Source organism: Nitratireductor basaltis (assembly GCF_000733725.1).
Lineage (GTDB): Bacteria > Pseudomonadota > Alphaproteobacteria > Rhizobiales > Rhizobiaceae > Chelativorans > Chelativorans basaltis.
Genome location: NZ_JMQM01000001.1, coordinates 1,263,674 through 1,284,202, shown reverse-complemented (window position 1 = coordinate 1,284,202; position 20,529 = coordinate 1,263,674). Strand labels below are relative to the sequence as shown.

The following is a 20,529-nucleotide window of genomic DNA, read 5'->3' as shown; positions in this document are numbered from 1 at the left end:
CCCTCAAACTGGCCCGACCATCGGGTCAGGCCGTGTATACTGTGCGGCCTGCAACCACAGTTTGCAAGACCTTGCCCTGCATGCGTGCATTCTCGAAGCTCGTATTCTTCGACAATGAACGAATATTGGCTTCCTGCACAAGCCATGGCGCATCGACATCGAGCACGGCCAGGTCTGCCGGCGCACCGGGCCTCAGTGTGCCACCGGGAAGGCCGAACAGCCGCGCAGGTGCGGTCGACAGCGCTTCGATCAGGCGCGAGAGCGGTACTTCGCCATTGTGGTAGAGCCGCAATGCCGCCGACAGAAGTGTCTCCAGCCCGATAGCCCCGGATGCCGCTTCCGCGAAGGGCAGGCGCTTGGTGTCCACATCCTGTGGATCGTGGGAGGAGACGATAATGTCTATCGTGCCGTCCTTGAGTGCCGCGATCATCGCCTGACGGTCATCTTCTGAGCGCAACGGCGGCGAAAGGCGGAAGAATGTCCGGTACTCTCCGATATCATTCTCGTTCAGGCTCAAGTGATTGATGCTGATGCCCGCGGTGACACGGCTTCCGCGATCTTTTGCCTGCCGTATGGCCGCAGCCGACATCGCTGTTGAAATTTCCGCAGCGTGATAGCGCCCCTTCGTCAAGGCAGCGAGCATGAGATCGCGCTGCAGCGGGATGGCCTCGGCCTCGCGCGGAATGCCGGGCAGGCCGAGCCAGCTTGCAAGAAGACCTTCATTCATTACACCGGATGCACCGAGATCCGCATCCTGCGTGCTGTGGGAGACCACGATATCCATGTCGCGAGCATAGGTGAGCGCACGCCGCATGGTCTGCGCGCTGCAAAGCGTCTTGCGGCCTTCGGTGACGGCAACAGCACCTGCATCGTGAAGCAGACCGAACTCGCTCAGTTCCTCGCCGCGCAAGCCCTTGGTAATGGCAGCTGAGGGATGGACATGAACGCTGGCCGTCTCGCGCGCGGTACGCAGCACGAACTCCACCAGCGCTACATCGTCAATGACCGGATCCGTGTCGGGCATCAGGATGATGGAGGTCACACCGCCAGCTGCCGCTGCATTGCTCGCGGAGGCGATGGTCTCGCGATGCTCCGCACCCGGTTCGCCCACGAAGACCCGTGCATCCACGAGGCCGGGAATGATGGTCGCGCCGCGGCAGTCGATGACCTTTGCACCTTCGGGCGCGCCCTGGTTCATTGCATCAGCGCCTGAGGCCACGACCTTGCCGTCCTGCACGAGTACGGCGCCATCTTCTTCCATCTTCTGTGATGGATCGACGATGCGTGCATTCTTGAAAAGGGTCGCGCTCATGGCTTCGCTCCCTCCGCGTCACGTCTGGGGTCGAGAAGCGCTTCCATCACGGCCATGCGCACGGCCACACCCATTTCCACCTGCTCCTGGATCATGCTTTGTGGACCATCGGCAACCTCCGAAGCGATCTCCACACCACGATTCATGGGGCCTGGATGCATGACAAGCGCATCGGGCGCGGCTGCCTTGAGCTTCTTGGCGTCCAGTCCGAAATATCGGAAATATTCGCGGGTCGAAGGCACGAAGGTGCCGGCCATTCGCTCGCGCTGCAGGCGCAGCATCATGACGACATCCGCACCGGCAATGCCTTCTTCAAGGCGCGTGAAGGGCTCAACACCCATCTGCGCTATGCCGGAGGGCAGAAGCGTCGATGGCGCCACGACACGTACACGTGCACCCATTGCATTGAGCAGGATGATGTTGGAGCGTGCGACGCGCGAGTGAAGGATGTCGCCGCAGATCGCCACCGTGAGCCCGTGGATGCGGCCCCTTGCGCGACGGATAGTCAGCGCATCAAGCAGGGCCTGGGTCGGATGCTCGTGGGCACCGTCACCGGCATTGACCACGGAGCAACCGACTTTCTGCGCAAGAAGTGCCGCAGCACCGGCAGCCGCATGGCGGATGACAAGTATGTCGGGGCGCATCGCGTTGAGCGTGACCGCTGTATCAAGAAGGGTCTCGCCCTTCTTGGCCGATGAGCTTGCCACCGACATGTTCATCACATCCGCGCCAAGCCGTTTTCCGGCCAGCTCGAAGGACGACTGCGTGCGCGTCGAGGCTTCGTAGAAGAGGTTGATCTGGGTGCGCCCGCGCAGAACCGAAGATTTCTTCTCCGACTGGCGTGAGAGGGCGACCGCGGCGTCCGCACGATCAAGCAGGAGCTCAATGTCGAGGGGCGACAGCCCCTTGATGCCGAGCAGGTGTCGGTGCGGGTAAAGGGGGAGGGGGCTTGGCTGTGTCATCTCAAGCCGTTGCTATATGCGCGCGAGCGCGAGTGGGCAAGCTGTTGCATGTGGTGCACGATGATTTCCCCCTGTTTTCATTGCGGAAAGAAACATGCACTAGGCTTGTGCTACAAGATGCGGATTCTCCGCGCGCATATTCAAAGCCGAAGGACCTGAAGCGTGAATCACGAGGTTACGAACCAGCCGCCGCCGCTCAGCGGAACAAATGCCTGGCGCACGGATCCGCTGGCACTGCAGGCTGGCGAGAAATTTTCCGAAGAAGTGCGCAAGGAACTGGAGGTGCTCGGCCGCTTCGTTCGCACGCCGGAAGCGCTGGATCTTGCGCGGCTTGCCAATGAGAATCCGCCGGTTCTGAAAACGCATGACCGCTATGGCAAGCGGGCTGACATTGTCGAGTTTCACCCGGCTTACCACGCATTGATGCGCCGCTCCGTTCAGGCGGGACTGCACTCTTCCGTCTGGGAAGACAGTGCCGGGGAGAAGGGCCAGCGCCACCAGGTGCGCGCTGCACGTTTCTTCCTTACCGGGCAGCTCGAATCGGGACATCTTTGCCCGCTGACCATGACCAATGCTTCGCTTGCAGCACTCATGTCGGCGCCGGATCTCTTCCGCGCATGGGGTCCGCGCGTCATTGCCCGCAAATATGACCACTCCCACCGCCCCGCCAGCCAGAAGCAGGGTGTTACCATCGGCATGGGCATGACCGAGAAGCAGGGCGGCACGGATGTGCGCGCCAACACCACCACTGCGGAACCGGCCGGAAGCAATCTCTACCGGATCAACGGCCATAAATGGTTCATGTCCGCGCCCATGAGCGATGCGTTTCTCGTGCTTGCTCAGGCAAGGGAGGGTCTCACCTGCTTTCTCGCGCCCCGTGTCACCGACGACAGTGCGAGCAACGGTTTTCGTTTCCAGCGTCTGAAGGACAAGCTCGGCAATCGCTCAAATGCGTCTTCCGAGGTCGAGTTTCACAACACGCTTGCATATCGCGTCGGTGACGAAGGTGCCGGCATCCGCACCATCATGGACATGGTAACGCTGACACGTCTCGATTGTGCGCTCGGCTCCTCGGGTCTGATGCGTGCAAGCCTCGCCGAAGCCGTTCACCACACGCGCCATCGCACGGTCTTTGGCGACAAGCTCTTCGATCAGCCCCTGATGCAGCGCGTGCTTGCCGATCTGGCACTTGATGTAGCTGCGGCAACCGCCTTGTCGTTCCGGCTGGCACGCTCCTTCGATGAAGCCGCCAACAACAAGGCCGAAGCGGCATTCGCCCGGGCCATGACCCCGGTCGTGAAATACTGGGTCTGCAAGATTGCGCCTGCCGTTACATATGAAGCGATGGAGTGCCTGGGCGGCACCGGATATGTGGAGGAAACGCCACTTGCCCGCCACTATCGCGAGGCACCGGTAAACGCGATCTGGGAAGGGTCCGGCAATGTGATGGCGCTGGACGTGCTGCGCGTGATCGACCGCAATGCTTCCCTGTTCGATGAAGTTCTGGCCGCGATCCATCAAGATCTCGGGCCGAAGAGCAAGGGCACCGTAGAGGTGCTGAAGGCGGCCATAAGCGTGTGTCAGAGCGACACAGGTACTGCCCGGATCCTTACCGAACAGCTCGCACTCGCCGCAGCTGCTGCAGAATTGCGGCGTATGGGAGCGGGGCAGGTAGCAGATGCCTTCATAGAGACGCGGCTTGCGGGACAGTGGCGCGGGACCTACGGCATGCTCGACGCGCGCCATGATGCCGGCACCATTCTCGAGATGCTTTACCCGGCGGAGGGTTGAGCAAAACGGGCTGCAGTTAAGGTTAACAAAAGGTTATCATTGAAGTTGCAACCCCAGCGCGCCACTTTGGCTTCAACCGGAGTCGATCATGTCGCGCAGCATCCAAATCAGCGTGTCCCTGTTCTGGATGGCGTTCTTCGCCATCGGAGCATCCACACGCCTGCTTTCCGCCCACAACCTCTTGTTCGAGGGGGACGGGGTCTCGGCAGGTGTGCTGCAGGCCGTTCTCGCGCTCGTTCCGGCACTCGCTGCCGCGCTTTTTGCATGGCTGCTCTTCACGACTCTCTCCACGTTGGAAGATGCACTTGCGCTGCCGCAGGTCACCGACCTTGCTTTCGGTGTCGGCGTTCTGGCGCTGATGGTTTCAATCCTGGCTGGCGCGGTTACCGCAACAGATGCCATGGATGTCGCTGCTGCAGCGCTTTCGGCGATGGCAGCGCTCATGGCATCCTATCTCGCGGTCCGATGGTTTTCGGTTCAGAACGATCCCGTTGAATTGGCTGAAACGCAAGACAGGGAACGCGCAGCCAGGGTCCTCGCCTTGAAAGCCGCGCATGGCACCATGGTGGACCGCCTGGCGACACCCACTGTTCCAAACGGGCGGGGAGGCGACTGATGCGCTACTTTTTCCTGTTCTTTGTGATCCCGATGAGCCTGTTCTGGGGCTGGTATCTGCTGGCCTATCACGATGTTGGACTGGGTACGCCGATCTTCACCCGCCAGGCGCATGACCATGTGTTTGGAATTTATGGTCAGATCCTGGGCATCGATCCCGATACGATCGCACCAATGGTGGCGCGTGCCTGCCTGGTGGACGGCTCAATCCTCTTGGCCATCATCGCATTCCGTCGCCGGAAAAAGATCAGGGCCTGGCTGGCTGAGAAAAAATATATTCAGCCTGCAGCGCCGAGCGCCTGAAGCCGGTCAAGCGCGCCCTGCAGGATGAAGGACGCCGCAGCCGAATCGATGCGTTCACTGCGTTTGGCCCTTGACACGTCCATCTCCAGAAGCGCGCGTTCGGCGGCAACCGTGGAAAGCCGCTCATCCCAGAACACGATTGGCAGATCACATTTTGGCGACAGGTTGCGAATGAAGGCGCGTGTCGACTGCGCGCGGGGCCCCTCGGTCCCGTCCATGTTGCGGGGCAGACCGATGACTACCGCAACCACCTTTTCCTGACCCATCTGTTTGAGCAGTTGCTCGGCATCCTGCGTGAACTTCTTGCGCATGATGACGGCCCGGGGCGAGGCAAAGCGACGGCCAAGATCGGAGACAGCAACGCCTATGGTCTTCGTTCCCAGATCAAGGCCCATCAGTGCACCTGTTGCAGGCAGCCGCTCGGTCAGTTCTTCAAGAGTCACGATTTCCAACTGCAATCACCATTCATGGCCTTTGACACCTATAACGGCGCTTCTATCCTTGCGCGCACGAACAATCGAGGAGCTTTATTATGCAAGTCACCTGGTATGGACATTCTGCCTTCCGCATAGAGACAGGCAACGCGAAGATCCTCATCGATCCGTTTCTCACCGGCAATCCCGCCTGGGATGGCGGCTGGGAGGAAGCGGCAGAGGGCGTGACCCATGTGCTTCTGACACACGGGCATAATGATCACGTCGGCGACGCGGTGGAGATTTTGAAGAAGACCGGCGCGATGCTGGTGGCAAATTTCGAGCTCTGCAGCTACCTCGTTTCCCAGGGCGTGGCCGAAGACAAAATCAATCCCGGCAATCACGGTGGCACGGTGGATTGCGGCGGCTTCACCACCACTTTCGTGAACGCGCTTCACTCCTCATCCTATTCCAGCGGCGATGGGCCCGCGGTCTATCTCGGCAATCCGGCCGGTCTGGTCCTGCATTTCCCCGACGACAAGTCGCTCTACCATATGGGCGATACTGACATATTCGGCGACATGGCACTTATTCAGGAACTGCACCAGCCGCAGATCGGCCTCGTTCCGGTGGGGGACCGCTTCACCATGGGTGGCGCCGTCGCGGCTCTCGCCTGCCAGCGCTATTTCACCTTCGAGACGGTCATTCCCTGCCATTTCGGTTCATTCCCGATCATCGACCAGGATGCGCAGAAATTCGTGGATGCCATGGAAGACGCGCAATCGAAGGTGCTGCTTCCGGAGAAGGGCAAGCCCTTCACGCTCTAGCTTTTTGTGGTGAGGCAGTTGCATGGGATGGCCGGCGCGACTATAGCCCGTGCCATCCAGTGCCTGGGCTGAGGAAACAGCGAAATGTCCGTAGATATCGATACCGTCAAGCGCGTCGCCCATCTTGCTCGCATTGAAGTGCAGGATGCCGATGCAGAGCGCATGATGGGTGAACTCAATCAGATTCTCGGCTTTGTCGAGCAGTTGAGCGAAGTGAATGTGGATGGCGTGGAGCCGATGACCTCCGCTATTCCGACCACCATGCGCCTTCGCTCCGACGAGGTGACGGACGGCAATAAGGCCGACGATGTGGTGGCCAATGCACCGGCATCGGAAGACAATTTCTTCGTGGTGCCGAAGGTTGTCGAGTAGGCGCAGGCGCCCCATTCCATCTAGCTATTCTGGCTGTTCCCAAGCGGACGAGATTTCATGACCGACCTGACCAAGCTGACCATTGCCGAAGCCCGCGACAAGCTCGTCGCGCGCGAGTTCACTGCAGTCGAGCTCACCGACGCTTATCTTGGCGCGATCAATGGCGCGAATGAGAAGCTGAATGCCTATGTTCGTGTGACCGAGGACAAGGCACGGGAAATGGCGGCGAAGTCGGATGAAAAGATCGCGGCTGGCAATGGTGGCGCGCTTGAGGGCATTCCGCTCGGTGTAAAGGACCTGTTCGCCACTGAAGGCGTGCACACCCAGGCCTGCAGCCATATTCTCGACGGTTTCGAGCCTCGTTACGAATCCACCGTCACCGCCAATCTCTGGGCCGATGGCGCGGTCATGCTGGGCAAGCTCAACATGGACGAGTTCGCGATGGGCTCATCCAACGAGACTTCCTATTACGGTCCGGTGGTCAATCCGTGGCGTGCCGAAGGCAGCGACGAAAAGCTTGTGCCGGGTGGCTCGTCAGGTGGTTCGGCGGCTGCCGTTGCCGCAGCGCTTTGCGCCGGTGCGACGGCAACCGATACCGGCGGCTCCATACGCCAGCCTGCGGCCTTCACGGCCACTGTCGGCATCAAGCCCACCTATGGCCGTTGCTCGCGCTGGGGCACGGTGGCCTTCGCCTCATCGCTCGATCAGGCCGGACCCATTGCGCGCGACGTGCGCGATGCGGCGATCCTGCTGCGCTCCATGGCATCCGTTGACCCGAAGGACACGACCTCGGTCGATCTGCCCGTGCCGGACTATGAGGCGGCCATAGGCCAATCCGTGAAGGGCCTGAAGATCGGCATTCCGAAGGAGTACCGCGTCGACGGCATGCCCGACGAGGTGGAAGCGTTGTGGCAGAAGGGCATCGACTGGATGCGCGATGCCGGTGCCGAGATCGTCGACATCTCGCTGCCGCACACGAAATACGCACTTCCGGCCTATTACATCGTTGCACCCGCAGAGGCATCCTCGAACCTCGCGCGCTATGACGGCGTACGCTACGGTCTGCGCGTGCCCGGCAAGGACATTGCCGACATGTATGAAAAGACCCGCGCTGCAGGCTTCGGCGAAGAGGTCAAGCGCCGCGTGATGATCGGCACCTATGTGTTGTCCGCCGGCTATTACGACGCCTATTACCTGCGTGCACAGAAGGTGCGCACCCTCATCAAGCAGGACTTTACCCAGGCTTTCGACGCGGGCGTTGATGCGATCCTGACACCGGCAACGCCGTCGGCACCCTTCGGCATTGCTGACAAGGAAATGGCATCCGACCCGGTGAAGATGTATCTCAACGACATCTTCACCGTGACCGTGAACATGGCCGGCCTGCCTGGTATCTCCGTGCCTGCCGGCCTCAACGCCCAAGGGCTTCCGCTCGGATTGCAGCTCATCGGCAAGCCGTTCGATGAGGAAACGCTGTTCCGCACCGCTCACGTCATCGAACAGGCGGCCGGACGTTTCGAGCCGAAACGTTGGTGGTAATCTGAGGCTCAAGCGCTTGGAGCACAATTGAATGTTTCACCTAGCTTCAGCAAACTTCTGGGGCTTGGTGCAGCCCTTTAACCTCTCCATGCTCCTGGCCTTGACCGGCGCTGCGCTTACCTTGTTCCGTTGGCGCAGGCTTGGCGCTCTTTCGGCGCTAACCGCCTTTCTTGTGCTTTTCCTTTCGGGTTGGACTACGCTGGGTGCGCTGCTCCTGCAGCCACTGGAAGGGCGTTTCGAACGTCCTGAGCAGATCCCGGATAATATCGCCGGCATCATCGTTCTCGGAGGCGGGTTCGAGGGCGCTATCAACCTGGCCCGCGGCGGATACGAGCTCAACGCCTCGGCAGATCGTTTCGTTGAGGCAGCCGTCCTCGCTCACCGCTATCCAAACTTGCCCATCATTGTATCCGGTGGATCGGGTTCGGTCTTCCTGCAGGGCGAGGGGGATGCCGACACCGCGCCACGTCTGCTGACGGGCCTAGGCATAGCCAGAGAGCGTATTCTTCTCGAAGGGCGCTCACGCGATACATTCGAAAATGCGCGCTACACACGGGAACTGCTGCAGCCCCAGCAGAACCAGAAATGGCTCCTGGTCACCTCCGCATTCCACATGCCGCGATCCGTGGCCCTGTTCCGCGCGCAAGGATTTCACGTGGTCCCATGGCCTGCAGATTACCGCACCACAGGTGAGGAAGGCATCGGCCTGAGCCACGACAATGTGCTCGACAGTCTGGCGAACACCACCACGGGTCTGCGCGAATGGATAGGCCTCGCCACCTACCGACTGACCGGACGCACGCCGACTCTCCTGCCGGATGCATAAGCCGGCTGTCGTACTGGCCTCAATTGGCCCCAATTGCGCCTCATCCATTTACAATTGATAAATATTACAATCGCTTTAAGTCATTGTTTTTGTTCATGGCGATATGGTGAATTGTTAATTTTCCGAGGTTGATGCCTCCATTGCGCCGCTTTTGGTGTTGCAACGCACACAAGGGAGGAGTATCTGAGCCAATACGCGATGGGGCCGGGGGATGGTGCTCTTCGCATTGACAACAACACACGGGAAATTGATGGACGAAACCGTTCAGAAATCCTGCTGGGGCGTAACCGCCAAGGCAGTGATTGGGCTTGCTGGCGTAATTCTGCTTGCATGGCTTGTCATTGGTAGCGAATCTGCAGCGATGATCGCTCAGCGGTAACAGCACCAAATAGATGTGAGTTTCTTCGAGGCGCGCTCCGGATCGGATCGCGCCTCGTTGCATTTCGGCCTTCCGGCCCCGCATGGCCGTTTTGAGCGCTCACGGTTCTGGACCAGCCGCTATTGGATGCAAGGCTTGCCGCGACCATGTTAGATGTGAGGCATGTAGCGGGGAGAGACCCGCACCGCGCTCTGATGAGCTGGAGGAGAAAGCTTGTTTTTATCCGTATTCGATCTGTTCAAGATCGGCATTGGACCGTCGAGCTCCCACACGATGGGGCCGATGACGGCTGCCGCACGATTTCTGGACGAGATAGCCGAAGACAAATGGCCGCGGCCTCAAGGCGCACGAATTTCGAGACTTTCGGTCAGCCTGCATGGTTCGCTGGCCTTTACCGGGATCGGCCACGCGACTGATCGCGCCGTCATTCTGGGACTTGCCGGAGAGCGCCCGGAAACCGTGGATCCGGACCAGAGCGAAACGCTGCTGGCGCAGATCCATGAGGAGCACAAGCTACGCCCCGACGGTCATCCGGCCTATGACTTCAATCCTGAAAACGATGTCGTATTCGACCGCAAGCAACCGCTTCCCGGCCACGCCAATGGCATGGTCTTTCAGGCTCTCGATGCTGACGAGCGCGTTCTGCTGCGCCGCGTCTACTATTCCGTCGGCGGAGGTTTCGTGGTCACCGAGGAGGAGTTGCAGCGGCAGAAGCAGGCTGCCGAGCGTCCGCCATCCGGGCCCGAAGTGCCATATCCCTTCGCCAATGCGAAGCAGATGCTCGCCATGGCCGAGGAATCGGGGCTCACCATCGCCGAGATGAAGCGGGCCAATGAGGAAGTGTTCAGAAGCAGAGCGGAACTTGATGAGGGGCTCGACCGCATTTGGGACGCGATGGAGTCCTGCATCGAACGCGGGCTTTCCCAAGAGGGCATCATGCCGGGTGGCCTCAAGGTGCGGCGCCGTGCAAAACAGCTTCATGCGCGCCTGGAGGAAGATTGGCAGCAGAACAAACCGAATCCGCTGATGGCCAATGACTGGCTTTCCGTCTTCGCGATGGCCGTCAATGAAGAGAACGCGTCGGGCGGACGCGTCGTAACCGCGCCGACCAATGGCGCTGCCGGTGTCGTGCCTGCCGTGATGCGCTACTGGAAGAAGTTTCATGTCGATGCCGACGTGGAAGGCACCCGCGATTTTCTGCTCACGGCAGCCGCGATCGGCGGTATCGTGAAGACCAACGCGTCCATTTCCGGCGCCGAAGTCGGCTGTCAGGGGGAGGTGGGCTCCGCCTCCGCCATGGCCGCAGCCGGACTGGCCGCCGTCATGGGCGGTACGCCCGAGCAGATCGAAAATGCCGCCGAGATCGCGCTGGAGCACCATCTTGGCATGACCTGCGACCCGGTCGCAGGCCTTGTTCAGGTGCCTTGCATCGAGCGCAATGCGCTTGGCGCGGTAAAGGCGGTCACCGCGGCCTCGCTGGCGGTCAAGGGTGACGGAAAGCACTTCGTATCCCTTGACGTGGCCATCGAAACCATGCGGCAGACGGGCCACGATATGAGCGAACGCTACAAAGAAACAAGCCAGGGCGGTCTTGCCGTGAATGTCGTGGAATGCTGAAGCCTTGGTGGAAAGTGATGCGCGAGGTGATTGACCTTGCGCATTTCAGGCGCGACTAAGCAGCCATGGCATTGCATCTGATCAAACTCTGCGTGGGCTGCGAGAGCCCTGAACAGCTCGAAGGCTGGATCGAAGACCGCCTAGCGCTGCGGCGCCAGCTTGGCGACCCTGTAGAGCAAATCCATACCACACGCATGGTTCCACGCCGCATGGAAGAGCTTTCCGGCGGTTCCCTCTACTGGGTCATCAAGGGCATGGTTCGCGCCCGACAGCGCCTTCTTGAGGTCAGGCCGTTTACAGATGCCGAAGGCATAGGCCGCTGTCATCTGGTGCTGGAGCCGAAGCTGATCCGCACCGAGTGGCAGCCGCGCAGACCATTTCAGGGCTGGCGCTATCTCAAGCCCGAAGATGCACCGCCGGATGCCGACGAGGCAGGCGGGGACGACACTCTTCCCGATGATTTGAAGCGTGAGCTTCACGATCTGGGTCTGCTTTGAGACCCGCAGGGTCTTGCGTTGCACGCATGCGAGGCACATGTTTCCTTTATGCGTGACAAGAAGCTGCCGCCTGATCTGAAAAACAAGCCGATGACATCGGCCGGCGATACACGTGCCTCGGCGGTGGAAGCCTTCGTGCGGCAGGCGCGTGCGCTCGCTCCCAAAGCTGCGGGCAAGAGCGCCGGGCGCCTGATACTTGCGCTGGACGCGACGATGAGCCGTCAGGCGACGTGGGATCTGGCCTGTTCGATACAGGCCGAGATGTTCGATGCAGTGGGCAGGAAGGATGCCCTCAACGTGCAGCTTGTCTATTACCGCGGCTTCGGTGAATGCCGATCCTCCAAATTCGTCTCCGATACCAACACGCTGAAGAACCTGATGACGCGGATCGACTGCAGGGGTGGTCAGACCCAGATCGGCAAGGTCTTCGCCCACGCGCTGCGCGAGCATGCGCGCGCAAAGGTCAACGCGGTGGTTTTCATCGGAGATGCGATGGAGGAAAACGTGGACCTGTTGGCACAAAAGGCCGGTGAGTTGGGGCTGAAAGGCGTTCCGCTCTTCATCTTCCAGGAAGGGCACGATGGTGCGGTTACCACGGCATTCAAGGAATTCGCACGCCTTTCCAAGGGGGCCTGGTTCCGCTTCGATCGCAATGCTGCAGGCGAACTTGCAAAGCTTCTCTCTTCGGTGGCTGTCTATGCCAGCGGAGGATTGCGGGCCCTGGAGGCTCGCAACAAGCCTGAAGACAGGCTCATGCTTGAACATTTGGGGCGCAAGCCGGGATGATCGTACCCTTCTACCTCTTCGGCGCACTCCTCGTCACGGCGCTGTTCGGCATGCTGTTCCTGAAGGCAAGTCCCGCCAGGATTTCCGGGGCCATCCGCCTTGTCGGGCCGATTCTTCTGGGCATTGTCGGGGTGGTGATGCTGTTCACCGGACGGGCGGGTCTGGGAGGAATGGCTTTGTCAGGAGCCTTGGCCTGGTACGGCGTCCAAAGAAGACAGGCCGCCGCCAAGCCTTCACAAGGTCAGAAATCTTCCGTGCGTACAAGCTGGCTGGAAATGGAGCTGGATCATGACACCGGCGATCTGGAAGGCAGTGTACTGGCCGGAGAATTTGAAGGCAGAAACCTGTCGGAACTGACAGAGGATGAGTTGCTGCAATTGAGAGAGGCCCTCCTGAATAAACAGGAGAGCCTCCAGCTATTAGAGACTTATCTTGACGGCCGTTTTCCCGTCTGGCGCGAACGCTTTCACGCGGACGACCGCGACGGGGAGGGAGGCGCGCATGGCGCGGGACCCATGACCGAGCAGGAGGCTTACGAGATCCTTGGTCTTGAACCAGGAGCCTCCACGGCGGACATCAGAAAGGCCCACCGCCGCCTGATGCAGCGCGTTCATCCCGACATGGGCGGTTCGCCCTTTCTTGCCGCGCGTATCAATGAAGCTCGAGACTTTCTCCTGGGCAGACACTGACGATACTCCGTTACGCTTTACAAAACACTCGTTGACACTGATGGATCAGTTCTGGACCGCGTAGCAGGCAACCTTCTGCCGCTTGAGCGACTCGCAGGCTCCCCACGCCGCAGACTTGTCGTCAAAGCCTGCGAAGCGCGCGCGATAATAGGTCTTGCCCTTCATCTCGAACACTTCCGTGAATGGCTTTGCTTGCGCCAGGATCGAAGAGGCGGCCGACTTGGTTTCCTCCAGCCGGCGCATGGCGCCTTCATGCGTCGGCATGGAAGCAATCTGGATTACCCATCCGCTGGCCTTGGTCGAAGCCGTGGAAACCGGATCGATCTCTGCCTTGTTGGCAACAGCCGAAGCAAATGCTGAAGCAGCGACCGGCTTCGGCTCCTGCGCATAGGCGATCACTGGAACCGCGTCCGGACGGTCGGAAGGAACAGGCACAGCAGAACCCGGCAGCATGGCTGAGGCCACAACCTGTGTTGCGGGACCTTTGGCGATAAGGTCACGGTCACGACCACGCGATGCCTTTGGCAGATAGCGGGCAATAAGGTCGCGCATGTGAGCATCACGGGTCCGCGCGGTGCGGCCACCCATTACGACGGCGACAATGCTGCGACCATCCGTATTGACCGAAGACACGAGATTGAACCCGGAAGCGCGGATATAACCGGTCTTGATGCCGTCCACACCGCGAACGCTGCCAAGAAGGTTGTTGTGATTGCCGTAGCGGCGACCGTTATAGGTGAAGCTGCGCGTGGAGAAGTAATCGTAATATTGTGGGAAATGCTCGCGCAGCGCGATACCCAGGCGCGCCATGTCTCGCGCTGTGGTGCGCTGACCGGAATTCGGCAATCCGTGGGCATTCTTGAATGTCGTCGACTTCATGCCGAGCTGACGGGCCTTGGCCGTCATCATACGGGCAAACCCGTCTTCCGAACCGCCAAGGAACTCGCCAAGCGCCGTCGCCGCGTCATTTGCGGAGCGCGTGACGAGAGCCCTGATGGCCTGGTCCACGGTTATGGCCGAACCAGCGCGCAGGCCGATATTCGTCTGCGGCTCTGCAGCAGCATTTTTCGATACCGGAACGCGGCTGTTCTTGTTGATGCGACCGGACTTCATGGCCTCGAAAGCCATGTAGATCGTCATCATCTTGGTCAGTGACGCGGGGTAACGAAGCTCGTCCGCGCTGTCCTGATAGAGGGTCTCACCCGTCTTCGCATCAATGACAAGACCGGCATATTTCGGATTGGCACTGGCCTGACCGGCCGCAGCGACCACCAAAGTACCTGCCATCGCCGCGATCAAGGCTGACCTTGTGAGAGAACGCACCTTCTCGGTGAAATTTGCAATTGCTCGACGCACTACCGCACCCATTTACATTGGCCCGATCCCGACGCCTCCCTCTCTGACGCCGGAACCCATTTCTCCTGACGGTAGGGCACGGCTTCTTACCAATCCGTTTATGGTTATCTAATTCTTCAAAGGGAGAACGGGATTCGCCAAAAATTTTGTCCGCTTTGGATCATTATTTGACGCAACAGGCTCACATCAGAATATTCGGGCGGTTTGTGGGCGGAGCAGGTGAATTCCCACGGATGTAATTGGCCAATATGCGATGGCCTCCTTCAAAAAATTGAGCAGGAGGTGAGGCGAATGCATATTGTCAGCGCGCAGGAAGGCCTTAAAATCTGATGATGACTACTTACATGTCACTGCCGGTATCAGCAGTGGCGGGAATTATGGGAAGAGTTACGATCGGCGAGAAGAACATGCCAGGCGACGCTGTGCGGATGAGCGGTAGCGACGACGAAGGCGACAAAGCCGGCCGCGGTACGGCGGTAATCACCCGGACTCGGTCGAAAACGAAAAAGCCGAGCCTATATAGAGTTTTGCTGCTGAATGATGACTACACGCCGATGGAGTTCGTCATTCATGTTCTGGAGCGTTTTTTCCAAAAGGACCGGGAAGCAGCCACGCGCATTATGCTGCATGTCCACAATCACGGTGTAGGCGAGTGCGGCGTCTTCACATTCGAAGTGGCCGAAACCAAAGTGGCTCAGGTCATGGATTTTGCCCGTCAGCATCAGCATCCGCTGCAATGCGTGATGGAGAAGAAATGAGGTTAGAATGCCGGCATTCTCGCAAGGGCTAGAACGAGCGCTTCATCAGGCATTGACCTATGCCAATGAGCGTCATCACGAATATGCAACGCTGGAGCACCTGCTTCTGGCGTTGATCGAGGACGCTGACGCGGCGGCCGTCATGCGCGCCTGCAACGTGGACCTTGATGAGTTGCGCCGAACCGTTCTCGAATACATAGACAGCGAACTCGACAATCTCGTTACCGGCTATGATGAGGACTCAAAGCCGACCGCGGGCTTCCAGCGCGTCATCCAGCGCGCGGTCATTCATGTCCAGTCGTCCGGGCGCGAGGAAGTTTCGGGAGCCAATGTGCTCGTGGCAATTTTTGCTGAGCGCGAAAGCCACGCAGCCTACTTCCTGCAGGAACAGCAGATGACCCGCTACGATGCGGTCAACTACATTAGCCACGGCATCGCCAAGCGGCCCGGCAGCGCCGAAACCCGCGCACCGCGCGGTGCGGAGGAAGAAGGCACAGGAGCTCCGGGCACGGAAGGCGAAGAGACGGGCAAGAAAAAGCAGCAGGATGCGCTGACAGCCTATTGCGTCAATCTGAACGACAAGGCGCGGTCGGGCCGCATCGACCCGCTGATCGGCCGCGAAAGCGAGATCAACCGCACGATCCAGGTGCTTTGCCGCCGCTCCAAGAACAATCCGCTTTATGTGGGTGATCCTGGCGTGGGCAAGACCGCGATCGCGGAAGGGCTTGCCAAACGCATCGTCGAAGGCGACGTCCCCGATGTATTGGCCGACGCCACCATATTTGCGCTCGACATGGGCACGCTTTTGGCCGGAACCCGCTATCGCGGCGATTTCGAGGAGCGGTTGAAGCAGGTTGTCAAGGAACTGGAAGACTATCCGGGCGCGGTACTCTTCATCGACGAGATCCATACTGTCATCGGCGCTGGCGCGACATCCGGCGGCGCGATGGATGCCTCCAACCTGTTGAAGCCCGCACTATCCTCCGGTGCGATCCGCTGCATCGGCTCGACGACCTACAAGGAGTTCCGCCAGTTCTTCGAGAAAGACCGTGCGCTGGTGCGCCGCTTCCAGAAAATCGACGTGAACGAGCCGACGGTTGAAGATGCGGTGGAGATCATGAAGGGGCTGAAGCCTTACTTCGAGGATTTCCACAAGGTGAAATACACCAATGAGGCAGTGAAGGCCGCAGTCGAGCTCTCTGCACGCTATATCAGCGACCGCAAATTGCCCGACAAGGCAATCGACGTGATCGACGAGACCGGTGCTTCGCAGAAGCTTCTGCCTGAAGCCAAGCGTCGCAAGACGATCAGCGTGAAGGAGATCGAGAACACCATCGCCACCATGGCTCGCATCCCGCCGAAAACCGTATCGGCGGACGACGAGAAGGTTCTGGCCGGGCTTGAGGAAGAGCTCAAGCGCGTCGTCTACGGACAGGACAATGCGATCTCTGCTCTCGCTTCCTCGATCAAGCTGGCGCGGGCTGGCCTGCGCGAGCCGGACAAGCCGATTGGCTCCTATCTGTTTTCCGGCCCCACTGGCGTCGGCAAGACGGAAGTTGCCAAACAGCTTGCCGCCTCGCTCGGAGTCGAACTCCTGCGTTTCGACATGTCGGAATATATGGAGCGCCACACGGTCAGCCGGCTCATCGGCGCGCCTCCCGGCTATGTCGGTTTCGACCAGGGTGGACTTCTGACCGATGGCGTGGACCAGCACCCTCATTGCGTGTTGCTGCTCGACGAGATCGAGAAGGCGCACCCGGACCTGTTCAACATCCTGTTGCAGGTCATGGATCACGGCAAGCTGACGGATCACAACGGCAAGAGCATCGATTTCCGCAATGTCATCCTGATCATGACGACCAATGCGGGTGCTGCCGACATGGCGAAGCCTGCAATCGGCTTCGGTTCGTCGAAGCGGGAAGGGGACGACATGGAGGCGATCAACCGCCTCTTCACGCCCGAGTTCCGCAATCGTCTGGATGCCGTCATACCCTTCGGTGCGCTTCCGATCCCGGTCGTTCATCAGGTCGTGCACAAATTCGTCATGCAGCTTGAAGCGCAACTGGCCGAGCGCCGCGTGACCTTCGAGCTTACCGACGAGGCCGTCAAATGGCTTGCCGACAAGGGCTATGACGAGCAGATGGGCGCCCGTCCGCTCGGTCGTGTCATTCAGGAGCACATCAAGAAGCCGCTGGCGGAAGAAGTGCTATTCGGCAAGCTGAAGCAGGGCGGCACGGTGCGCGTGGCGCTCGGAGAGGATGACGCCGGCCTGCCTGCCTTGAAGCTGGAGACGATCCCGGACGATGCACCGGTCAAGCCGAAGCGGGAAACCGGTGCCGCCAAGCCGAAACGCAAGCCGCAGGCCAAGAAAGCGAAGGCCTCCAAGGCTTCCGCCAAGCCTGCACCGAAGGATCCGCCGAAAAGAAGCCTTGTCCCGCAGCTTCCCCGAAAGGGCTAGACCGGCGCGTTGAGCGATATGGAAACCAGAATGGCGCGGGATATTTCTCCTGCGCCATTTTCTTTGCGGATTGGCTCATGGGGTTTGCCCGATTGAGCTAACGCGCTGTGACATATGCAGGTCGCATCCACCCGCGTGACGTGATATTTGCCGTGGCAATGGACTCGCCAAACACTGCAAATCTCGATCAATCCCGTTCTGCTGCCTTCTGGATGATGCGTGGCGCGCGCGCTGCCATTTCGATTCCCGCTTTGATCCTTGCAAGCGCATTCGTAGGCTTCGCAGGCCTGGCGCGCGATGCCGGGCTCACGCTTGCGCAGACGGTGTTCATGACCGGAGTGGTCTGGGCCCTTCCGGCAAAAGTGGTCTTGGTCGGCGCGGTGATCGCCAACAACAGCCTGCCCGCCGCCGCCTTCGCCGTGGCGCTCTCCTCGGTGCGCCTGGCGCCGATGGTCGTTGCGATCATTCCGGAGATGCGCGCGCCGCGAACGCGAAAATGGGTGCTTTATCTCTTGTCGCATTTCGTGGCCGTCACCTCCTGGGTGCTGGCGATGGAAAAGTTCCGCTATGTGCCACGCGAGCGACGCACCGCATTCTACGGCGGTCTGGGCGGAAGTCTCGTATTGACGAACATGGTGGTCGTCGGTGTGGTGTTCGTGCTTGCGGGCAGGCTGCCGCCTGCAGTTTCCGCAGCACTGTTTTTCCTTACGCCGATGTATTTCCTGACATCACTGTGGGGATCGGCACGTGAAGCGGCCTCGAAATATGCGATGATCCTCGGATTGGCGGTGGGGCCGGTCTTCCATATCTGGGTTCCCGGGTTTGACCTGCTCGCTTCCGGCCTGGTGGCGGGACTTGCGGCTTTCGCCATCCACCTTCTCTTGGGAAGGAAGGGCAGGAGCACATGACATTCCACTCATACGAGACCTGGTGGTGGCCTTTCCTTTTCATCCTCATCGGCGGCTGGCTGGCCACCGATGCCTGGCGCTACCTTGGCGTGTTCCTGGGCGGAAAGCTTTCCGAAGATTCCCAGATGCTCGTCATGGTCCGCTGCATCGCCACCGCGCTCGTGGCAGCGGTCATCGCCAATCTGGTTGTTTTCCCGACAGGAGCACTGGCCAACACACCGCTGTTCTTGCGCATAGGGGCCGGTGTGGCGGGATTCCTGAGTTATATCCTCGCGGGCAAACGCGTGATCGTGGGGATCTTGGTGGCTGAAGCGGTTCTGGTTGCGGGAATGATGGCCGTGACCTCATGATTTTGATGCGTCGGGGACAGATTTGGGTTCGGGAAAAGCAAGAATACACCCGGAAATCAGCATGATCATGAACATCGTGTCATAGAGGTCCTGTCCAAGGATCATGTTGAACGAGCCGCCCAAGGCGTAGATGCAGAACATGGAGACCAGGATCGCGCCGCCTAAAGCCCGTGGACCTTCACCATGAACCCACAGTGTTTTCATTCCTGCAATTCCAACGAAGAGAAGAAGCAGGAGCAAGGCGGTAGCGCCGAATGTACCCGCTTCAACGGCCGCCGTAAGAAATCCGTTGTGAAAGTGTGTGAATCCTCGATCGAGCTCGTATTGTGCCCACATCTCCGCAGCTATGATGTCGCGGGTATTCTGGATGCCGCTTCCAAGGAGCGGGGCCCCCGCAACTTTCTGCATCCCAATGTCAAAGAGCGCCACGCGCAAGCCTAGCGATGTATCGTAGTTTTCGTCCACTTCAAGCGCGTGAAAATTCTCAGCCAGTGCCCCAAATCGTTGCGATACAGGTTCTATCGAAAGGGTACCAAGTGCGGCGAGGAGTGCGATAGCGCCGATGGTGAACTTCAACGGAATGCGAGGCAGCAAACGAACGTAAGGTAAGACCAACCCCAAGATGGCTAGTAGACAGGCCACCCAGAGGGAGCGAGATTCAGAAAGGACGACCGCGCCAAATCCGCATGTCGCCGCGAATGCAATGATCGCGTTGACGACCCTGTTGTAACGCCGATGCAACGTCACGAGAGAGCCGAGGCACGCACAAGCGGCAGCACCAGTGACAACAGCAAACACCAACGAATTGCCAGCACCGCCTTCTGGCCGCGTCTGCCATACGAAAAACTCGACAATTGCGAGAGAAAACGCACCTAAACATGCAATGCATGAAGCAATGGATATTGCATGCGCAATGCGATCGCGATCGCAAATTGCCCAAATGCTGTATGAGAAGGGGAATAGCAACGGTGTTGCTGCTGGAAGAAGCCTTGGGGCTGTCTCCAAGCTTGGCGAATTTGCAAGAAACGAAACGACCAGCATCAGGCCGTAAAATAGAAGCAGTATGGATGTGATGCGGAAAGCGCGTGTTGTCGCAAACGATTTTCGCCCGGCAGCAATTTCCTTGACGCACCACAAAGCGCCGCCGTGCCAGACGAAACTGGCAACCGAGCCTAGCAGGGGCGGAGTAGACCACAGCGCGAAAGTGAAGAACCGGTTTATGGTGGGATAGCTGAATGCGCTGGCCATATTTTCACGCCAGCCAACTGGCTCACTCATGCCAAACACGCCCTGATCTTTTCGGCCTGCTCGGCGAGCAGTTCCTGGTCTGCCATCTCGCCCGTATGGGGCTTCAGCGGTACGCCTTCGAAACGGGGAATGATGTGGACATGGAGGTGAAAGACGACTTGTCCGCCGGCGGGTTCGTTGAACTGCTGGATCGTGAGACCGTCGGCCGAGAAGGCCTCCTTGGCAGCGCGTGCAACTTTCTGCGTGGTGCGCATTACTGCGGCAAGGCTGTCCGTCGACGCGTCAAGAAGGTTGCGGGCAGGGGCCTTCGGAATGACGAGGCAGTGGCCATCGCCGCGGGGCATGATGTCCATGAAGGCGAAGGTTTCGTCGTCCTCATAGATCTTGTGTGCCGGCATTTCGCCGCGCAGGATCTTTGCGAAGACATTGCTGTCGTCATAGGCGCTTGCAGACATGATCACCCCCAGTTTCGTGGTGCGGAATGTTTGGTTCGCGGATCGCGCGCGGTCAAGGGGCCGCGACG

The 20,529-nt window shown here is 59.6% G+C and carries 21 protein-coding genes; 15 read left to right on the top strand and 6 right to left on the bottom strand.

The genetic code is table 11. The features are described from left to right. Positions 1–25: 25 nt before the first annotated feature. On the bottom strand, positions 26–1,312 hold the full coding sequence (locus EL18_RS06120; RefSeq protein WP_036480848.1) for a dihydroorotase: 1,287 nt from the start codon (positions 1,310–1,312) through the stop codon (positions 26–28). After that, positions 1,309–2,274, bottom strand: a complete 966-nt coding sequence (locus tag EL18_RS06115; protein WP_036480847.1) for an aspartate carbamoyltransferase catalytic subunit — start codon at positions 2,272–2,274, stop codon at positions 1,309–1,311. The genes EL18_RS06120 and EL18_RS06115 overlap by 4 nt, the downstream gene beginning before the upstream one ends. 162 nt (positions 2,275–2,436) lie before the next feature. Here EL18_RS06115 and EL18_RS06110 point away from each other — a divergent pair, with 162 nt between their 5' ends. From EL18_RS06110 to EL18_RS06100, 3 genes are all read left to right on the top strand, one after another. Further along, positions 2,437–4,065 (top strand): acyl-CoA dehydrogenase family protein, encoded by a 1,629-nt coding sequence (locus tag EL18_RS06110; protein WP_036480846.1) that lies wholly within the window; start codon positions 2,437–2,439, stop codon positions 4,063–4,065. An 88-nt stretch (positions 4,066–4,153) separates the two neighbouring features. After that, on the top strand, positions 4,154–4,681 hold the full coding sequence (locus tag EL18_RS06105; protein ID WP_036480844.1) for a hypothetical protein: 528 nt from the start codon (positions 4,154–4,156) through the stop codon (positions 4,679–4,681). Then, entirely contained in the window at positions 4,681–4,983 is a 303-nt protein-coding gene (locus EL18_RS06100; RefSeq protein WP_036480842.1) for a DUF6105 family protein, read from the top strand. Before EL18_RS06105 ends, EL18_RS06100 begins: the two co-directional genes overlap by 1 nt. On the opposite strand, the gene ruvX is transcribed toward EL18_RS06100, so the two are convergent. Continuing rightward, positions 4,959–5,435 carry a Holliday junction resolvase RuvX gene (gene ruvX, locus EL18_RS06095; protein ID WP_036480840.1) on the bottom strand — a complete coding sequence of 159 codons (477 nt, stop codon included), beginning with the start codon at positions 5,433–5,435 and terminating at the stop codon, positions 4,959–4,961. The genes EL18_RS06100 and ruvX overlap by 25 nt on opposite strands. Positions 5,436–5,515: 80 nt before the next feature. Here ruvX and EL18_RS06090 point away from each other — a divergent pair, with 80 nt between their 5' ends. The 8 genes from EL18_RS06090 to EL18_RS06055 all read left to right on the top strand — a co-directional run bounded on the left by EL18_RS06090 (position 5,516) and on the right by EL18_RS06055 (position 12,928). After that, complete coding sequence (locus tag EL18_RS06090; protein WP_036480838.1) at positions 5,516–6,223, top strand: metal-dependent hydrolase; 708 nt, start codon at positions 5,516–5,518, stop codon at positions 6,221–6,223. Between the two features lie 84 nt (positions 6,224–6,307). Continuing rightward, positions 6,308–6,595, top strand: coding sequence for an Asp-tRNA(Asn)/Glu-tRNA(Gln) amidotransferase subunit GatC (gatC, locus tag EL18_RS06085; RefSeq protein WP_036480835.1), 288 nt, complete (start codon positions 6,308–6,310; stop codon positions 6,593–6,595). 57 nt (positions 6,596–6,652) lie between these two features. Next, a complete protein-coding gene (gatA, locus tag EL18_RS06080) occupies positions 6,653–8,134 on the top strand; it encodes an Asp-tRNA(Asn)/Glu-tRNA(Gln) amidotransferase subunit GatA (RefSeq protein WP_036480833.1) in 1,482 nt (493 codons plus the stop codon). Between the two features lie 31 nt (positions 8,135–8,165). Continuing rightward, a complete protein-coding gene (locus EL18_RS06075) occupies positions 8,166–8,960 on the top strand; it encodes a YdcF family protein (RefSeq protein WP_036480831.1) in 795 nt (264 codons plus the stop codon). Between the two features lie 592 nt (positions 8,961–9,552). Beyond that, positions 9,553–10,956, top strand: a complete 1,404-nt coding sequence (locus tag EL18_RS06070) for an L-serine ammonia-lyase (protein WP_036480829.1) — start codon at positions 9,553–9,555, stop codon at positions 10,954–10,956. A gap of 65 nt (positions 10,957–11,021) precedes the next feature. Next, positions 11,022–11,453, top strand: a complete 432-nt coding sequence (locus tag EL18_RS06065; RefSeq protein ID WP_036480827.1) for a DUF1489 family protein — start codon at positions 11,022–11,024, stop codon at positions 11,451–11,453. A gap of 48 nt (positions 11,454–11,501) precedes the next feature. Beyond that, the gene (locus EL18_RS06060; protein WP_036480825.1) at positions 11,502–12,239 is read left to right on the top strand and encodes a hypothetical protein; all 738 of its coding nucleotides are present in this window, start codon (positions 11,502–11,504) and stop codon (positions 12,237–12,239) included. Between the two features lie 50 nt (positions 12,240–12,289). After that, on the top strand, positions 12,290–12,928 hold the full coding sequence (locus tag EL18_RS06055; protein ID WP_244444524.1) for a DnaJ domain-containing protein: 639 nt from the start codon (positions 12,290–12,292) through the stop codon (positions 12,926–12,928). Between the two features lie 45 nt (positions 12,929–12,973). Here the strand turns inward: EL18_RS06055 and EL18_RS06050 are convergent, their stop codons facing one another. Next, positions 12,974–14,296 carry a D-alanyl-D-alanine carboxypeptidase gene (locus tag EL18_RS06050; RefSeq protein ID WP_081871102.1) on the bottom strand — a complete coding sequence of 441 codons (1,323 nt, stop codon included), beginning with the start codon at positions 14,294–14,296 and terminating at the stop codon, positions 12,974–12,976. 416 nt (positions 14,297–14,712) lie between these two features. Here EL18_RS06050 and clpS point away from each other — a divergent pair, with 416 nt between their 5' ends. The 4 genes from clpS (at position 14,713) to EL18_RS06030 (ending at position 18,758) form a co-directional block, all read left to right on the top strand. Next, complete coding sequence (gene clpS / locus EL18_RS06045; RefSeq protein ID WP_036484126.1) at positions 14,713–15,042, top strand: ATP-dependent Clp protease adapter ClpS; 330 nt, start codon at positions 14,713–14,715, stop codon at positions 15,040–15,042. Positions 15,043–15,049: 7 nt separating this feature from the next. After that, positions 15,050–17,500, top strand: coding sequence for an ATP-dependent Clp protease ATP-binding subunit ClpA (gene clpA / locus EL18_RS06040; protein WP_036480821.1), 2,451 nt, complete (start codon positions 15,050–15,052; stop codon positions 17,498–17,500). Positions 17,501–17,658: 158 nt separating this feature from the next. Beyond that, positions 17,659–18,408 carry an AzlC family ABC transporter permease gene (locus EL18_RS06035; RefSeq protein ID WP_036484124.1) on the top strand — a complete coding sequence of 250 codons (750 nt, stop codon included), beginning with the start codon at positions 17,659–17,661 and terminating at the stop codon, positions 18,406–18,408. Then, entirely contained in the window at positions 18,405–18,758 is a 354-nt protein-coding gene (locus EL18_RS06030; RefSeq protein WP_036480819.1) for an AzlD domain-containing protein, read from the top strand. Before EL18_RS06035 ends, EL18_RS06030 begins: the two co-directional genes overlap by 4 nt. On the opposite strand, the gene EL18_RS06025 is transcribed toward EL18_RS06030, so the two are convergent. Then, complete coding sequence (locus EL18_RS06025) at positions 18,753–20,036, bottom strand: O-antigen ligase family protein (protein ID WP_081871101.1); 1,284 nt, start codon at positions 20,034–20,036, stop codon at positions 18,753–18,755. The genes EL18_RS06030 and EL18_RS06025 overlap by 6 nt on opposite strands. After that, a complete protein-coding gene (locus tag EL18_RS06020; protein ID WP_036480817.1) occupies positions 20,033–20,461 on the bottom strand; it encodes an HIT family protein in 429 nt (142 codons plus the stop codon). Before EL18_RS06020 ends, EL18_RS06025 begins: the two co-directional genes overlap by 4 nt. Between the last annotated feature and the right edge of the window lie 68 nt (positions 20,462–20,529).

Excerpts from the sequence above, each read along its gene's own strand:
- EL18_RS06120 (WP_036480848.1), bottom strand. The coding sequence starts at position 1,312 with ATGAGCGCGACCCTTTTCAAGAATGCACGCATCGTCGATCCATCACAG.
- EL18_RS06115 (WP_036480847.1), bottom strand. The coding sequence starts at position 2,274 with ATGACACAGCCAAGCCCCCTCCCCCTTTACCCGCACCGACACCTGCTC.
- EL18_RS06105 (WP_036480844.1), top strand. The coding sequence starts at position 4,154 with ATGTCGCGCAGCATCCAAATCAGCGTGTCCCTGTTCTGGATGGCGTTC.
- EL18_RS06100 (WP_036480842.1), top strand. The coding sequence starts at position 4,681 with ATGCGCTACTTTTTCCTGTTCTTTGTGATCCCGATGAGCCTGTTCTGG.
- EL18_RS06090 (WP_036480838.1), top strand. The coding sequence starts at position 5,516 with ATGCAAGTCACCTGGTATGGACATTCTGCCTTCCGCATAGAGACAGGC.
- gatC (WP_036480835.1), top strand. The coding sequence starts at position 6,308 with ATGTCCGTAGATATCGATACCGTCAAGCGCGTCGCCCATCTTGCTCGC.
- gatA (WP_036480833.1), top strand. The coding sequence starts at position 6,653 with ATGACCGACCTGACCAAGCTGACCATTGCCGAAGCCCGCGACAAGCTC.
- EL18_RS06075 (WP_036480831.1), top strand. The coding sequence starts at position 8,166 with ATGTTTCACCTAGCTTCAGCAAACTTCTGGGGCTTGGTGCAGCCCTTT.
- EL18_RS06065 (WP_036480827.1), top strand. The coding sequence starts at position 11,022 with ATGGCATTGCATCTGATCAAACTCTGCGTGGGCTGCGAGAGCCCTGAA.
- EL18_RS06060 (WP_036480825.1), top strand. The coding sequence starts at position 11,502 with ATGCGTGACAAGAAGCTGCCGCCTGATCTGAAAAACAAGCCGATGACA.
- EL18_RS06055 (WP_244444524.1), top strand. The coding sequence starts at position 12,290 with ATGCTGTTCCTGAAGGCAAGTCCCGCCAGGATTTCCGGGGCCATCCGC.
- EL18_RS06050 (WP_081871102.1), bottom strand. The coding sequence starts at position 14,296 with ATGGGTGCGGTAGTGCGTCGAGCAATTGCAAATTTCACCGAGAAGGTG.
- clpS (WP_036484126.1), top strand. The coding sequence starts at position 14,713 with ATGAGCGGTAGCGACGACGAAGGCGACAAAGCCGGCCGCGGTACGGCG.
- clpA (WP_036480821.1), top strand. The coding sequence starts at position 15,050 with ATGCCGGCATTCTCGCAAGGGCTAGAACGAGCGCTTCATCAGGCATTG.
- EL18_RS06035 (WP_036484124.1), top strand. The coding sequence starts at position 17,659 with ATGGACTCGCCAAACACTGCAAATCTCGATCAATCCCGTTCTGCTGCC.
- EL18_RS06030 (WP_036480819.1), top strand. The coding sequence starts at position 18,405 with ATGACATTCCACTCATACGAGACCTGGTGGTGGCCTTTCCTTTTCATC.
- EL18_RS06025 (WP_081871101.1), bottom strand. The coding sequence starts at position 20,036 with ATGAGTGAGCCAGTTGGCTGGCGTGAAAATATGGCCAGCGCATTCAGC.
- EL18_RS06020 (WP_036480817.1), bottom strand. The coding sequence starts at position 20,461 with ATGTCTGCAAGCGCCTATGACGACAGCAATGTCTTCGCAAAGATCCTG.